At 36.3% G+C, this 14,835-nt stretch carries 15 protein-coding genes and 2 pseudogenes; 16 read left to right on the forward strand and 1 reads right to left on the reverse strand.

The genetic code is table 11. From position 1 onward, the window contains the following. Positions 1-78: 78 nt before the first annotated feature. Positions 79-1,881, forward strand: a pseudogene (locus EA652_RS03210) (peptidylprolyl isomerase); the annotation flags it as partial. Between the two features lie 335 nt (positions 1,882-2,216). On the opposite strand, the gene EA652_RS03215 reads toward EA652_RS03210, so the two are convergent. Next, entirely contained in the window at positions 2,217-3,239 is a 1,023-nt protein-coding gene (locus tag EA652_RS03215; protein WP_007548332.1) for an IS110-like element ISWen2 family transposase, read from the reverse strand. A gap of 221 nt (positions 3,240-3,460) precedes the next feature. Here EA652_RS03215 and EA652_RS03220 point away from each other — a divergent pair. From EA652_RS03220 to EA652_RS03290, 15 genes and pseudogenes are all read left to right on the forward strand, one after another. Then, a pseudogene (locus EA652_RS03220) lies at positions 3,461-4,591 on the forward strand (ankyrin repeat domain-containing protein); the annotation flags it as partial. Continuing rightward, positions 4,591-6,423, forward strand: a complete 1,833-nt coding sequence (locus tag EA652_RS03225) for a phage terminase large subunit family protein (RefSeq protein WP_041582652.1) — start codon at positions 4,591-4,593, stop codon at positions 6,421-6,423. The pseudogene EA652_RS03220 and the gene EA652_RS03225, both read left to right, overlap by 1 nt. A 1-nt stretch (position 6,424) precedes the next feature. Further along, positions 6,425-6,649, forward strand: a complete 225-nt coding sequence (locus EA652_RS03230; RefSeq protein WP_007549008.1) for a gpW family head-tail joining protein — start codon at positions 6,425-6,427, stop codon at positions 6,647-6,649. After that, the gene (locus tag EA652_RS03235; protein ID WP_007549006.1) at positions 6,649-7,707 is read left to right on the forward strand and encodes a PDDEXK nuclease domain-containing protein; all 1,059 of its coding nucleotides are present in this window, start codon (positions 6,649-6,651) and stop codon (positions 7,705-7,707) included. Before EA652_RS03230 ends, EA652_RS03235 begins: the two co-directional genes overlap by 1 nt. Next, on the forward strand, positions 7,707-9,128 hold the full coding sequence (locus EA652_RS03240; protein WP_007549005.1) for a phage portal protein: 1,422 nt from the start codon (positions 7,707-7,709) through the stop codon (positions 9,126-9,128). The genes EA652_RS03235 and EA652_RS03240 overlap by 1 nt, the downstream gene beginning before the upstream one ends. Beyond that, complete coding sequence (locus EA652_RS03245; RefSeq protein WP_012673244.1) at positions 9,125-10,162, forward strand: S49 family peptidase; 1,038 nt, start codon at positions 9,125-9,127, stop codon at positions 10,160-10,162. The genes EA652_RS03240 and EA652_RS03245 overlap by 4 nt, the downstream gene beginning before the upstream one ends. Positions 10,163-10,229: 67 nt before the next feature. After that, complete coding sequence (locus tag EA652_RS03250; protein ID WP_007549003.1) at positions 10,230-10,601, forward strand: head decoration protein; 372 nt, start codon at positions 10,230-10,232, stop codon at positions 10,599-10,601. A gap of 25 nt (positions 10,602-10,626) precedes the next feature. After that, positions 10,627-11,631 (forward strand): major capsid protein, encoded by a 1,005-nt coding sequence (locus EA652_RS03255; RefSeq protein ID WP_007548999.1) that lies wholly within the window; start codon positions 10,627-10,629, stop codon positions 11,629-11,631. An 83-nt stretch (positions 11,632-11,714) separates the two neighbouring features. After that, positions 11,715-12,035, forward strand: a complete 321-nt coding sequence (locus tag EA652_RS03260) for a head-tail joining protein (RefSeq protein WP_012673243.1) — start codon at positions 11,715-11,717, stop codon at positions 12,033-12,035. Continuing rightward, positions 12,028-12,525, forward strand: a complete 498-nt coding sequence (locus tag EA652_RS03265; protein ID WP_006280854.1) for a phage tail protein — start codon at positions 12,028-12,030, stop codon at positions 12,523-12,525. Before EA652_RS03260 ends, EA652_RS03265 begins: the two co-directional genes overlap by 8 nt. Then, the gene (locus tag EA652_RS03270) at positions 12,506-12,979 is read left to right on the forward strand and encodes a hypothetical protein (RefSeq protein ID WP_006280893.1); all 474 of its coding nucleotides are present in this window, start codon (positions 12,506-12,508) and stop codon (positions 12,977-12,979) included. Before EA652_RS03265 ends, EA652_RS03270 begins: the two co-directional genes overlap by 20 nt. Beyond that, a complete protein-coding gene (locus tag EA652_RS03275) occupies positions 12,966-13,421 on the forward strand; it encodes a phage baseplate assembly protein V (protein ID WP_007548997.1) in 456 nt (151 codons plus the stop codon). Before EA652_RS03270 ends, EA652_RS03275 begins: the two co-directional genes overlap by 14 nt. 8 nt (positions 13,422-13,429) lie before the next feature. Beyond that, positions 13,430-13,684, forward strand: coding sequence for a PAAR domain-containing protein (locus EA652_RS03280; RefSeq protein WP_007548996.1), 255 nt, complete (start codon positions 13,430-13,432; stop codon positions 13,682-13,684). Between the two features lie 5 nt (positions 13,685-13,689). Further along, the gene (locus EA652_RS03285) at positions 13,690-14,025 is read left to right on the forward strand and encodes a GPW/gp25 family protein (RefSeq protein ID WP_012673242.1); all 336 of its coding nucleotides are present in this window, start codon (positions 13,690-13,692) and stop codon (positions 14,023-14,025) included. A 9-nt stretch (positions 14,026-14,034) separates the two neighbouring features. Then, a complete protein-coding gene (locus EA652_RS03290; protein ID WP_012673241.1) occupies positions 14,035-14,832 on the forward strand; it encodes a baseplate assembly protein in 798 nt (265 codons plus the stop codon). The last annotated feature ends 3 nt before the right edge of the window (positions 14,833-14,835 follow it).

A 14,835-nucleotide genomic window follows, 5' to 3' on the forward strand; every position in this document is an offset into this window, starting at 1 on the left:
ATATTATCTAATAAAGCAACAGGTTTACAAGTATTAAATTATCACTATTCTATAATTAACCATTAATTAACTGAGTTTAAAATGAATGTTAAAAATTTTTTCACTAAAGTAACTGTTGTCCTTTTAGCTTGCTTGTTAATCTTTGTGGGAGTTGGCAACCTTTTATCAGGTGATGATGAAAAAGAAGAGGTAGCTAGGGTTGGAAAAGAAGTTATAACGTCAGATGAGTATAAATCACTATATCAAAATTATGGAAAACAAATTTCTGGATCTGATGCGAGTAGAGAACAAGTAAAAAAGCTGAAATATGATTTACTTAACGCACTTATAGAGCAAAAACTATTGTTTAACCTAACTAGTGAACTGGGGTTGACAGTTGGAGAAGAGTCTATAAAAAACCATATTAAAAACACCAAGTACTTTCAAAATGATAAAGGCGAATTTGACAAAAACAAATTCCATGAAACGCTAAATGACCTGCATATGACAGAGAAAGAGTATATAGCAAAGCTAGAGAAAATCCTGCCTGCAATGATGTTTATGACTTCGTTATTTAAAGATAATTATCCGGTAACTTTTGGCGAGAAAATTGATGAGCAGATATACAACAGTCGCTACCAAACTAGAGTAGTTGATATTGTTAAGATAACTGAAGATGCAGTTACAAACATTCCTGAACCAGATGATCAAACCTTACTTGATTTGTACGAAAGAAATAAATCCCATTTTTATTATCCTGAGTATCGAACTGCGCAATATATTTCTCTAGAACAGAAATATTTTGAAGATCAAATCAAGATCTCAGATGAAGAAGTTGATGGCATAATAGAACAACAAGAACTTAGAGATCAAAGAGACATATTTAATATAATATTTTCTACCAAAGAAGAAGCTGAGACAGCAAGAAGAGCATTTGAGGAGGGTAAAACAAGCTTTGAACAGATAGTAGAAGAGTTTGGCAAAGCAGAACTTGAAGAAACTAGAGTAAATAATATAACTAAGGATTTTCTACCGGAAGACATGAGAGAGAAGGTGTTTGCTCTTAAAGTAGGTGAAGTAAGTGAAGTTTTAGCAAGCAGTTTTGGTTGGCACATAATAAAAGTGGAAAGTGCGCATCAAATCTCTGATGAAGACTTAGTTGATTTAAAAAAAGACATAAAGTCAGTTTTAACTAACCAAAAGTCTTTTGAAAGAGTCAATGATTTCATAAACCAAGTGAACTATAAGATATACAATGGTTCAGCAATCGAAGAAATATTGAGTGAATATAATTTACCTATACAAACTATTGGTCCAGTAGATGCGAGTGGAAAAGATCAAAGCGGTAATAACGTAGGAGATTCTAGTGATTTGATTTCTTTCATTTTTTCGCGAGAAAAGGATCAGAAAGGTTATTTTAAGGGCGTTGGGGACGCTGTTGTTAGTGTAAAAATCATCGATATCGTTCCACCTAAATCACAAAGTTTTGAAGAAGGCAGGGCATCAGCAGTAGAGCTTTGGCAGAGTGAGTTTATAAAAGAAAGAATGTTTAAAATTGGGCAAGAGTTTGCAGTTCAACTAAGAGAAAAAACAGATTGGGAAAAAATTCAAGGTGTGGAATTAGTTGAAGATCAGCAGATGCATCGCAATGAACAAAACTACCCATTTTCTTTTGTAGAAGAGATTTTCAATATGAAAACAACTGGTTCAGTGACAGACCCTATTCAATACAATAATGAAATTATAATAGGTGTTCTAAAAGAAATGCATTCATCAAATGGCAAATTAAACATGCTTGACACCGGAAAACGTGTGATGATATCGCTAAAAGAGCAATTAATTAGCTATCTGGAATCAAAGTATAAAGTCGAAGTTAATCACGCTATACTTGATGATATATAATCAAAAATCTTATAAGCTGCTTCAAACGCATCCAGTGCCCAGACACACAACTGTACGAACATTGCGATTTGAGAGCAATCTTCACTAGAAAAGATACCGTCTTGTTAGTCAACAAAAAAGTCATAAAAATTCTCCAAATTGCATAATAAAATCAAAAAATACTTCCAACTGTGTAGCAGTATACAGATTATAGTTAGTGGATATGTTGATAAGTAAATTAGTTACATATAAAACAGCAGAAATTTACTTATCAACATATCCACTAACCAACAACATTCAATAAATTTGTGTAAGATGCCATTTTACATAAGATGAATTAGAAGCATTTTTTGATTTTAAAGTACTAAACCTTCAGTTAACCTTTTAGCCCTATAGTTCTTGATATGATCTGGATCAAAGGCCTTTTTTGAACTTAAAACACCAAAAACTATATGAAGTAACTTACGCATTGCAGCACCAACTATGGCCATAGCATGCTTGCCTTTCTCTTTTAATCTTTCGCAAGAAGCCATAATGATAGGATTATGCTTTTTAGCTGCTATAGCAGGAAAGTACATTGCTTTACGTAATGTTCGTGAACCGGTTTTACTTAATCTGGGCTTGGCATGTACGGATGAGCCTGATGTTATATTTTGTGGTATAGTTCCAGCATATGCTGCCAATTGCCTAGCATTTATAAAGGCTTTTATACCAGGAATTTCAGCTAAAATAGCTATTGCTGTTTCCTCTCCTATTCCTGGAATAGTTAATAGGAGTTGAAAATCTTCCAACAATTCTTTGTGTTGTTTTAATAGTTCGCGTATGGAGTTTTTTATTGTTTCTATTTTTTGCTCTATGTTCATTGCAAGGTCTTCCCAAGCATTTGCAACTTCTTTAGGCAGTCTCTCTTTCTTTTCTAAATGATTATTTGCTAATGTTAACTCATCCTTTAACGCATTTGAGCAACGATAAAGATGTTTTAATTTTTTCTTTTCAGGAGAAGGTGGTGTCCAACGAGAAGGTTCCTGTCTTTGACAATAATCTGCAATAATCTCTGCATCAGTCTGGTCATTCTTTTGTCGTGTAAGCTTACTTTTTGCATAAAATCTTATGCAAGCTGGGTTTACAACACTAACGAAATATCCAGCGTTGTGGAGGAACTCAGCCAAAGCTTCGCTATAACAACCAGTGGATTCCATGCAAGCTTTTACTTCTTCTACGTTATGTTTTTGTAGAAAGTTCAGTAGACCTTGAAACCCAGTATCATCATTTTTAAATTTCCTTTTCCTAGTTTCACGCTTTCCTTTTTTACTTATGAATGAGAGAGAAACATCAAAGCGTTCTTTTGAAACATCTATACCTAAAAAGTTGTTGATCATATATAACTCCATATACTACTATTAAAAATGAAAAGTAAGGCTTACCTTGTGAATACAGAATTAGAACCATTTAGGCCTTTCTACGATACCGTCCAGCCTCTACTTTTGAGAAGGGAACTCTTTTCTTTTCTACAGATTTTATATCTAAGGAATCTTCCAGAGTTCTTCCCTTCTCCACCTAATGCTTAAGCTTAAAAACACTAGATGCTTTTTTCAAGATACAAGGTATTGACGTTAATGTACGAAATGCTCTGCATCATACACCATTACATCTAGCAGCAGGGATAGGACATGCAGAAGTTGTAAAGATTTTGATAAGAGAAGGAAAAGCTGAAATAGATGTCTTTGATGCACGAAATCAGACACCAATGCACTATGCAGTTAATAATAAAAAGTTGGAGATAGTAAAGTTACTGCTGAAGCTTGGAGCAGATGTGAATAGTGCACGCATGGGACAAAACTCAATGAAATTGTCGCCTGTTCATATAGCTGTAAGTAATACTAATTACGATGAAAGAGACTTATGTCTTGATATTCTCAAATGCTTAATAAGGGAGCCTAATGCTCAAGTCAATTTACAAGATTACGAAAATAAAACACCACTACATTACGCTGAAAGACTGAAAACAATAGAGGTTTTACTAACACGAGAAGACATAGACCCTCTGGTAAAAGACGATAGCGGCAAGACACCATTTGATTACGCTGAAAATAGACCTGAGATAAAGAAGGTTTTGATGAGTAGTAAATACGGCTCTGAAAAGAATAGTCTATTGCATTTAGCTGCACAGAAAGGAGTTGTAGATACAATTTTAAAAGAAGAAATCGATATTAATATCTTAAATAACAAAGGTCACTCTCCGATTTACCTTGCTGCGGAAAAAGGACATTTACATGTAGTAAAATTACTACTGAAAAAAGGAGCAAACTATACACCTGTTTTGCACTTAGCAATCAAGTCAAATAATTTAGAATTGCTAAAAACTTTATTTAAAGAAAAGAGTATCAAATTACCAGATGAGATAGGCAGATCTGTACCAATTTATTATAGGTGTATAGAACGTAGAGATGCAAAAGTAAGAAAATACAATAATGTGATCTGTGTTTCTACCTCAGTAAGTGCAGTAGCAATAGCGGTATATATAGGGTTAACAGCAATAACAATAAGCAATGCAATCATTTTTGCAACAATAACAGGGATATTTGCACTTATTATAGCAATAATGATAAGTGAGGTGAGCAAAAGATATATAGAAAACGAATTTCAGAAAAAGATGTTTATGGAACTGGAGGAGTGTAGTTCTACTGTTAATGATGTTGAGATAGAACCAGTTATGAGTAGATGCAGATAATGATATACGCTAGAGCTTTTTCTGAAGGTTTAAGACCAGACCCGCAACTTAAAGTATCAGAGTGGGCGAATGAGTATCGAGTTTTAGCGCCAACTGCAGCATCAGAGCCAGGAAAATGGAGAACAGAAAGAACTCCTTATTTAAAAGAAATCATGGATTCACTATCTCCTTCTTCACAGGCTGAAAAAGTAGTATTTATGAAAGGAGCACAGATTGGAGGAACAGAAGCTGGTAACAACTGGATAGGCTATATCATCGATCAAACACCAGGTCCAATGCTAGTAGTACAGCCAACAGTTGAAATGGGAAAGCGCTGGTCAAAAGGAAGATTTGCACCGTTAATAGAGAGTACACCATGTTTAAAAAGTAAAGTAAAGGACCCAAGGTCAAGAGATTCAGGCAATACTGTACAAAGTAAGGAGTTTCCAGGTGGAATAGTAGTAATAACTGGAGCAAATAGCAGTGTAAGCCTCCGATCTATGCCAGTAAAGTATCTCTTTCTTGATGAGATAGATGCCTATCCAGGAGATTCTGGAGGTGAAGGAGATCCAGTTTTACTCAGCATAGCCCGTACTAATACATTTGCACATCGAAAGATTTTTTTAGTGTCAACACCAACGATTCATGGAATAAGCAGAATTGAGAAAGAATTTGAAGCAACAGATAAGAGATACTTTTTTGTACCATGTCCGCATTGTAATTATTACCAAGTATTAAAGTGGTCACAAATAAAATGGGAAAATAATGACTCAAGAACAGCACATTATGTCTGCACTGAATGTAGCGGCAAAATAGAAAATCATCAAAAGACAGAGATGCTAGACCGTGGAGAATGGAGAGCTACAAATCAAGTACACAATAGCAAAGTAATAGGATTTCACCTTTCAAGTCTTTATAGCCCAGTTGGGTGGTATAGTTGGCAACAAGCAGTAGAGGATTTTCTGCATGCAAAGGAAAGTGAACAATTACTGAAAGTTTGGATCAACACAACGCTTGGAGAAACCTGGGTAGATAAGGGAGAAGTACCAGACTGGAAGCAATTATTTAACCGAAGAGAATTTTTTCCCGTAGGCACAGTGCCTAGGAGAGAAGTGGTACTTACTGCAGGTGTTGATGTCCAAAAAGATCGGTTAGAAGTAGAAGTTGTAGCATGGGGAAAAAGCCGCGAAAGTTGGTCAATAGACTACCGAGTATTTGAAGGTGATACTGGAGGCGGAGAAGTATGGGGAAAACTCTCTGAGCTCTTAAATCATCATTTTATCGGTCAAAATGGGCTTGAATATATGATAAGTATGATGGCAGTTGATGCAGGGTATGCAACGCAAGAAGTATACAACTGGGTAAGAGGTCATCAAGGAGCTGGAAGAGTAATGGCAGTTAAAGGTGTAAATAAAGCCCTAGTACCACTTAGCAGTCCAAGTAGAGTAGATATAACAGTTGGTGGTCAAAAGCTAAAAAGAGGAATAAAGCTATGGCCAGTGGGAGTATCGATATTAAAGTCAGAGCTTTTTCAATTACTTAATATTTTAAAAGAAGAAGAAGGAAAAGCTCTACCTGGATATTGTCATTTTCCCGAGTATGCACCTGAATATTTTAAACAGCTAACGGCAGAGCAATTAGTCAGCAAGGTAGTGAAAGGATATACCAAACAAGAGTGGCAGAAGGTAAGAGAAAGAAATGAAGTGTTAGATTGCCGAATTTATGCCAGAGCAGCATCTATTGCGCTTGGAATCGATCGTTGGCCAGAGAGTAAATGGAATAGTTTAAGTGAAAAGCCAGAAAGCAAAAAACCTAAAAAAGTGAGACAAAGCAAATGGTTGAATGAGAAGTAAGATGTACAACGAAGAGTATTTAATTCAAGTCGAAGAAGCGATAAAAAAGCTGCAAAGCGGAGAGCGAGTAGTATCAATTGCTTATGGTGACCATGTGGTGAGATATGCTGAAGTTCAAATAAATGATTTATTGAATTTAAGACAACGAATTAAGGCTGAGTTAAAAGTTGCAGGTATGAAGCCAAAGAGGAAAATTGTTTTTTCAACGAGTAAAGGGATCATATAATGATAAAAATCGTTGAAAGGAATTTTATGACAAAAGTTATAGCAAAAGAATATACAGAATTTTTAGAGCAGCTGAAAGAGCAGATTGCTACTAGTCGTTATAAAGCAGCATTAGCAGTAAATAGCAAGCTTATTGTGCTTTATCACCATATTGGCACAGAGATCTTAAAGCGGCAAAAAGAACATGGTTGGGGTGCTAAAATTATTGATCAACTCAGTCGTGATTTAAGAGATGCTTTTCCTGATATGAAGGGGTTTAGCATTCAGAATCTAAAATATATGAGAAGGTTTGCGGAAGAATATAGCGAAAATGAAATTGGTCAACAAGCTGTTGACCAATTACCTTGGGGACACAATATTGTAATAATGTACGAAGTTAAAAATAAAGAAGAAAGATTTTGGTATATTAAAAAATCATGTGAACACGGCTGGTCTCGCAATATCTTGTCTATGCAAATAGAGACAAATTTGTATAAACGTGAAGGTAAAGCAATAACAAACTTTAGGAATAATCTTATATCACCTCAATCAGATTTAGCACAGCAAACGCTCAAAAATCCTTATGTATTTGATTTTTTAAGCCTTGGTAAAAAAGCGCATGAAAGGGAGATAGAAAAAGCTCTTGTAGCTCACATAGAACGTTTTCTTTTAGAGCTTGGTGAAGGGTTTGCATTTTTAGGAAGGCAGTACCATTTACGGGTTGGAGACAGAGATTTCTATTTAGATTTGGTTTTTTACCATATTAAGCTCCGTTGCTATGTTGTAATTGAGTTAAAGGCCGGTAAATTTAGGCCAGAATATACTGGGAAGATGAATTTTTACCTTTCAGCAGTTGATGATTTATTAAGACAGCCAGGTGATAATCAATCAATTGGTCTTATCCTATACCGCTCTAAAGTTGGTGTTATAGCCGAGTACGCATTACGTGACATAAATAAGCCGATAGGCCTTGCGGAATATAGGATAACCGAGAATCTACCAGAGAATATAAAGACAGCTTTACCAACGATAGAGGAATTAGAAGCTGAGTTATCTAAAGTTTCAGATCAGGAAAAGTGATGCTACTTAAGTCATTCAAACAACTATTTAACAAGCCAAAAATCAAAAGCTCAGCATGGGATGCAGCAGGCTCAGGAAGAAGATTTTTACACTTTCAACCAGAGTTAGGAAGTATAAACAATTTGCTGTCTCAAAGCCTTGAAACTTTACGTAGCCGCTCTCGTGATATGGTAAGAAAAAATCCATATGCAGCAAATATCATTGATACAATAGTAAGTAACTCTATTGGAACAGGAATAAAACCGCAATCAAAAGCAAGAGATGGAGAATTTCGAAAGAAAGTACAAGAATTATGGCTGAAATGGACAGATGAAGCAGACAGTAATGGGATAAGTGATTTTTACGGATTACAAGCTCTAGTATGCAGAAGTATGATAGAGGGAGGAGAATGTTTTGTACGTTTAAGAACGAGAAAGCTGGAGGGATATGTACCATTACAACTGCAAGTACTGGAATCAGAGCATTTAGATAGTAAAAGTAATCAAAAACTAGCCAATGGTAATGTAATAAGAAACGGCATTGAGTTCAATAGACTTGGGCAAAGAGAGGCATATTACTTATTTAGAGAACATCCAGGCGAAGGCTCATTTGGAGAATCAGTGAGAGTACCAGCAAACGATGTTTTACATATTTATAGACCACTAAGACCTGGGCAAATTAGAGGGGAGCCTTGGCTTTCTAATATACTGCTGAAGCTTTATGAGCTTGATCAATATGATGATGCAGAGCTGGTGAGAAAGAAAACTGCAGCAATGTTTGCTGGATTTATTACGAGACTCGATCCAGAAGCAAATATCATGGGAGAAAGTGAAAGTAATGAGCAAGGAGTGGCACTATCAGGTTTAGAGCCAGGAACAATGCAGCTTTTAGACCCAGGAGAAGACATAAAATTTTCAGAACCGTCAGATGTTGGAGGAAGTTATGAAGCGTTTATAAGACAGCAACTCAGGGCAATAGCGATTGGTACAGGGATAACATATGAACAGCTAACAGGAGATTTAACAGGCGTTAATTATTCATCCATTCGAGCAGGATTGATAGAGTTTCGCAGGAGGTGCACGATGTTACAGCATAACATTATGGTATTTCAGTTTTGCCGTCCTGTATGGGATAGGTGGTTAGAGTTAGCACTACTTTCTGGAGAGCTAGACATAGGTGAAGAATGGACAAAGGGAAAAGAAGGAGCAAAAAAAGAAGTAAAATGGATACCACAGGGATTTGATTGGGTCGATCCGCTAAAAGATCAGCAAGCACAGCAAATGGCAGTAAGAAATGGATTTAAGAGTCGATCGGAAGTAGTATCAGAAATGGGTTACGATGTAGAAGAAATTGACCAAGAAATAGCAGAAGATCAAAGACGTGCAAGTGAACTGGGCTTAAGTTTTGATTCTGACGTTACGGCCAATCAAGAGGTACTATGAAACAACAATGGCTAAACAGATGTGTAATGGTAGAACCAAGGAGTTTTGAATTACTGTCACTACAAGCAGGAAAGCAGCCTATCTTTAAAAATATAAAACATGCAGTAAGAAATAGTGAAAGAGGAATAATACCGATACATGGAATCTTGACAAAAAAGTCAGAAACTTTTGATGGTTTACTGGGTATGACATCATATGAAAAAATTCATGAAGAGATAGAGAGAGCTTTAGAAGATAAAAGCATAGAGACGATTCTACTTGATATAGATAGCCCAGGAGGAGAAGTAAATGGAGTGTTTGACCTTGCTGATTTTATTTATGAATCAAGAGCAAAAAAGAGAATTATTGCAATAGCAAATGACGATGCGTATTCTGCTGCGTATGCAATTGCTTCTAGTGCTGAAAAGATTTTTCTCACCCGCACTTCAGGAGTTGGGAGTATAGGGGTAATCGCAAGTCATATAGATCAAAGTGGGTTTGATGAAAAACAGGGGATAAAATATACTACAGTATTTGCTGGAAGTAGAAAAAATGATTTAAATCCACATGAGCCAATAACTTCTGAGAGTTTAGAAAATCTAAAAAGCGAAGTGAATCGTTTATATGGAATGCTGGTTGAGCTAATAGCGCGGAATAGAAGCCTCTCTGTAGAGGCAATAAAAAATACTGAAGCAGGGCTATATTTTGGCGAGAAAGCAATAGAGATGGGTCTTGCAGATGGAATGACAATTCTTTCATCTATTAATAAAAACAGGAGTATTACTATGAATGAACAAACTACAAATGACCTAGAAACTGATAATTTAACCAAGTATCGTACTGAAGTTCTTGAATTAATACGATTATGTAATATATCGAAGATGCCAGAAAAGATAGGAGAATTTATTGAGCAAAGCGTAAGTGTTGAGCAAGCAAGGGAGGTTTTAATGGAATTACTTGCAGAAAGAACGAAGAAGACAGAGATACTGAGTGCAGTACCACAGAATTCAGGAGAAGAATTGATGATGCAGGTAGCGAAAAGTCGTAGGAGTTAAAGTATTTTTATAACCGCCGTATATAGCATTGATAAAAGCGGCGGTAATCAGTTAAGGAGAGAAATTTATGAGTTGTATAAGCGAACAAAATAATCTGGGTGACTTATTAAAGTATGAGGTGTCAAGTCTATATTCAAGAGATCAGATAACAGTAGCCAAGGGACAAAATATTAAGCTTGGTGCAGTAGTTGCCAAAAAGACGGAAGATGGTCTTATTAGAGTACTTAATCCCGCTGGAACAGATGGCACACAAACAGCGATAGGTGTAATAGTAAGTGATGTAAATGCAATAGAAAATACTAAAGCGGTAATTGTTACTCGTGTTGCAATACTAGCAGATCATGCAGTGGTGTGGCCAGCAAATATCACTGAAGAGCAAAAAGCTGAAGTAATAAAGCAACTTGAAGGACGAGGGATCATTATCCGCAAGGGAGTTTAACTAAAATTAATAAGGGGAAAAAAGAATGCAAAATCCATTTACAAATACAGCATTTAGCATGACGGCACTAACAAATGCGATGAATATATTGCCGATAAATTATGGACGTGTTGAAAATTTAAATTTGTTTCCAAGTAGGTCAGTAAGATTTAGACATATTACCATAGAAGAACACAACGGAGTGTTAAGTTTACTACCAACGCAAGTACCCGGAGCACCAGCAACAGTAGGAAAAAGAGGAAAAAGAAAGGTAAGAACATTTACGATTCCGCACATTCCGCATGATGATGTAGTGCTGCCAGAAGAAGTACAAGGAATAAGGGCATTTGGATCAGAGAGTGAACTTAAAGCGCTTGCAGATGTAATAACTGATCATTTGCAGCTAATGAGAAACAAACATGCAATAACATTAGAGCATTTGCGAATGGGAGCGCTCAAAGGAATAATTTTAGATGCTGATGGGTCAGAATTATTAAATCTGTACAACGAATTTGAAATAACACCAAAAGTAGTAAATTTTGCCCTGGGAACAGCAACAACTGATGTAAAACGTAAGTGTCTGGAAGTATTGCGGCATATTGAAGACAACTTAAGTGGTGAATATATGACCGGGATTCATGCACTGGTAAGCCCTGAGTTTTTTGATGCACTCACTTCTCATGCTAAAGTAAAAGAAGCATATGAAAGATGGCAAGAAGGAGCAGCGCTAAGGAATGATATGAGGTCAGGATTTACGTTCTGTGGAATCACATTTGAGGAATATAGAGGGCAAGCAACTGATCCTGAAGGAACCGTGAGAAGATTTATAGAAAGAGATACAGGTCACTGTTTTCCACTAGGAACAGCAAGTACATTTACAACATATTTTGCACCAGCAGATTTTAATGAGACAGTAAATACTCTTGGGCAGCCACTATATGCAAAACAAGGGCCAAGAAGATTTGATAGAGGGACCGATTTACATACGCAGTCAAATCCTCTGCCAATGTGCCACCGTCCAGCAACATTAATCAAGATTGTTGCAACATAGGTAGAGCAAATATAAAGCGGTGTGAGGCAGAAGAATGCTTTACCTCTTCTTAGCATATAAATGTTAGTATATAGCGGAGAAATGTGCAAGAGAATATTAAGAGATTATTTAAAGATTGTTTTGCCCATTTAGGAGAAGTGGCTTGTTATAAATCAAAGGATAAGTCATATATGGTACAGGTATTAAAGCAACAGCCAGATAAATTATACGAGATTGGTGAAGGACAATTTGTGGGAGAGATGCTTTTTCTTGAGGTAAGCATTTTTGATGTACTGAGGCCAATGGTAGGAGATATTTTTGTTATTGACGATCGTAAATATAAAGTATATTCGCCACCGCTTCGAGATAACTCAGGAGTAGTGTGGAATATAAAATGCACGGTATTTGGAGAGAAGGATGTTTAACATTGAGGTTAATGAAAATATTGAGAGAATTATTCACAACATTGATGCTAACAAAGCAAAAATAGAATTGGCAGCGGTAAGAGCGCTAAACAAAACGGCATTATGGTTAAAATCTCAGGCTGTCCGAGAAATCAGTGAAGAAAAGCAAATTAGGCTAAAAGTAATTAGAAAAAGACTAAGAATTATCAAGGCAAGGAAAAGCACTTTGAAGGTTTTAATTAGAGCATATCTGTATGATGTGAGAATGAGAAATATAAAACAAGCAAAAATAAGAACAGCATTTAATGATGCATTTATGGCAACGATGCCAAGAGGCTATCGTGGTATTTTTAAACGTGAAGGAAAAACAGCACTGCCAATACAGGAAGTTAAACTACCACTTGAACCTGAGGCTTCAAGGATAATAGAAAATCTTGTTAATTATGAAGTTGAAAGGATATTTGAAAAATATTTTACACATGAGTTATTTTATGACGGCATTTTGGACTAATTTACATGAGGTAATCTGTAATACGCTAAAGGCAGAGATACCAGCAATTCAAACTTGTGAGGTTTATCCAGCAATAAGGAAAGAGTTAGCAGCTCCAGCGGTATTTATAGAATTGTCAAGTCTAGAGCAAGGAAAAGATCCAGGAACAGAGGAGCTAGCGCTGAGAGCAAAATTTGAGGCACGAATAGTGATCGATAGCACAATAGAAAATGCCCCTATTATTGTCAGATCATTAGCTGCTGAGGTTGCCAGAGTAGTAAATAAAAATACTTGGAACGTGAAAAATGTTTCACCAGGAGAATTTATATCAGGAGGAGGAGATGATTTTAGGCCAGAGCTCGATGCATATTTAGTGTGGATGGTAGACTGGGCGCACGAATTGCATGTAGGGCGATCGATTTGGGAAGTGAGTAAAATAAAACCTCATTTAATCGATGTGAATGTTGGAAAGTAATTTTGCAATTTCAGAATTGCGGAGAAAATTGGCCAACATTGTCCGTATAGGCATTGTCGAAAAAATAGATTATGAAAAAGCTAAAGTAAAAGTTAAAATAGGTGAACTTGTAACAGATTTTCTTCCATGGATAACAAATAGAGCTGAAAATTGGTTACCACCAAATATTGATGAACAGGTAATAGTATTATCACCATTGGGAGAATTGTCTTTGGGGGTGGTGTTACCGGCAATATATCAGGAAAAATACCCTCCTCCAGAGAATAAAAAGGAAGTAAATAGTATAAAATTTCAAGACGGAACAAAGTTTACATATGATAAAGGGAAACATCATTTAGAGATTGAAGTAGTAGACAAAATAACACTGAAGGTTGGGGAATCAAGCATAGAGATAGCAAAGAACGAAATAAAACTAAAAGCAAAAAGAATAAATCTAAATTAGGGAAAGGAATGAATAAATCAGTTGTACGCCTAGGAGATCACTGTGAAGAAGCGTTGCCGCATTTTTGTATAAGTGGAAGCAGAGATGTATTTATAAACGGAAGACCTGTCTGTAGGCAAGGAGATAGTTTGAGTGAAGGAAAAGTAATGACTCAAGGGTCGAAAGCAGTGTTTGCAAATAGCAAAGCGATTGCTCGTACTGGTGACCTAATTTCCTGTGGAGCAGTGGCAGAACAAGGAAGCAATGATGTCTTTGCAGGGTAAGTGATATGCGTGGTATGAATTCTGAAACTGGTAAAACAATAAGTGGTATAGAGCATTTAAAACAATCAATAGTTGATATTTTAACTACACCAATTGGTGCTCGTGTTATGCGCCGAGATTATGGATCAAGGTTATTTGAGCTGATTGATCATCCAATTGTACCTGGTTTTGCACAAGAACTTTATGCAGCAGTTGCAGAAGCATTAGAAAAGTGGGAGCGTCGATTTAAGCTTAAACGTGTACAAATAACAGAAATAAAAGAAGGTAAAGTAACTCTCATTTTAGAGGGAATCTATCTGCCAAATGGAAAGCTGATCCGCCTTGATGGTATTATAGTATAAGGTAGTAGGATGAAAACACCAAATATTGTCGAAACATTAAAATTTGAGGAAATCTTTTCGCGAATGAAAGAAGAGTTAGTGCGTCGGAATGCAAGTTTTTCTGCACTAACTGAGAGTGATCCAGCAATAAAGATACTGGAAGTAGCAGCCTGGCGTGAACTTTTGCTTAGGCAAAGGATTAATGATGCAGCACAGGCAAATTTACTTGCTTTTGCAAGAGGTAATGACCTTGATCACTTGGCTGAATTTTATGGTGTGCTGAGAAAGGAGTCAGAGAATGATGAATCCTTAAGGAAGCGGGTAAAAGCCAAAATTGTTGGTTGGTCAACAGCAGGGAGTAAAGAGCATTATCGCTATCATGCATTATCTGCTGACACGAGAGTAAAAGATGCGCAAGTGGTATCACCTATACCAGGAAGTGTACAGATTTCAATACTTTCCACAGAAAATGATGGAGTACCTTCAGAAGAATTGCTAGAGATCGTCAGAAATCACGTTATTCGTGATGATATTCGTGTATTAACAGATACGCTTACAGTTATTGGCTGTGGTATTATTCCCATTACTATTCATGCTAAAGTGCATATTTACCCTACTGCATCAAAAGATGTTATCGAAGCTGTAAAGGAACAATTTATCAAAGATCTTGAATCTGCTAAAGGTTTAGGGTGGAATGTTACCAGATCATGGATTATTGCCCACCTCTTTATAGAAGGTATGCAGAATATAGAGCTTACAGAGCCGATAGAAGACATCGTCGTGCAAGATAATGAATGCGTTACTTTAAATAATTTAAGTGTTAGGTAAAAA

It is taken from the genome of Wolbachia endosymbiont of Drosophila ananassae (genome assembly GCF_008033215.1).
Lineage (GTDB): Bacteria > Pseudomonadota > Alphaproteobacteria > Rickettsiales > Anaplasmataceae > Wolbachia > Wolbachia pipientis.

Coding starts and splice junctions, on each gene's coding strand:
- EA652_RS03250 (WP_007549003.1), top strand. CDS start 10,230: ATGAGTTGTATAAGCGAACAAAATAATCTGGGTGACTTATTAAAGTAT.
- EA652_RS03270 (WP_006280893.1), top strand. CDS start 12,506: ATGACGGCATTTTGGACTAATTTACATGAGGTAATCTGTAATACGCTA.
- EA652_RS03265 (WP_006280854.1), top strand. CDS start 12,028: ATGTTTAACATTGAGGTTAATGAAAATATTGAGAGAATTATTCACAAC.
- EA652_RS03235 (WP_007549006.1), top strand. CDS start 6,649: ATGATAAAAATCGTTGAAAGGAATTTTATGACAAAAGTTATAGCAAAA.
- EA652_RS03290 (WP_012673241.1), top strand. CDS start 14,035: ATGAAAACACCAAATATTGTCGAAACATTAAAATTTGAGGAAATCTTT.
- EA652_RS03285 (WP_012673242.1), top strand. CDS start 13,690: ATGCGTGGTATGAATTCTGAAACTGGTAAAACAATAAGTGGTATAGAG.
- EA652_RS03215 (WP_007548332.1), bottom strand. CDS start 3,239: ATGATCAACAACTTTTTAGGTATAGATGTTTCAAAAGAACGCTTTGAT.
- EA652_RS03240 (WP_007549005.1), top strand. CDS start 7,707: ATGCTACTTAAGTCATTCAAACAACTATTTAACAAGCCAAAAATCAAA.
- EA652_RS03255 (WP_007548999.1), top strand. CDS start 10,627: ATGCAAAATCCATTTACAAATACAGCATTTAGCATGACGGCACTAACA.
- EA652_RS03275 (WP_007548997.1), top strand. CDS start 12,966: ATGTTGGAAAGTAATTTTGCAATTTCAGAATTGCGGAGAAAATTGGCC.
- EA652_RS03230 (WP_007549008.1), top strand. CDS start 6,425: ATGTACAACGAAGAGTATTTAATTCAAGTCGAAGAAGCGATAAAAAAG.
- EA652_RS03280 (WP_007548996.1), top strand. CDS start 13,430: ATGAATAAATCAGTTGTACGCCTAGGAGATCACTGTGAAGAAGCGTTG.
- EA652_RS03225 (WP_041582652.1), top strand. CDS start 4,591: ATGATATACGCTAGAGCTTTTTCTGAAGGTTTAAGACCAGACCCGCAA.
- EA652_RS03245 (WP_012673244.1), top strand. CDS start 9,125: ATGAAACAACAATGGCTAAACAGATGTGTAATGGTAGAACCAAGGAGT.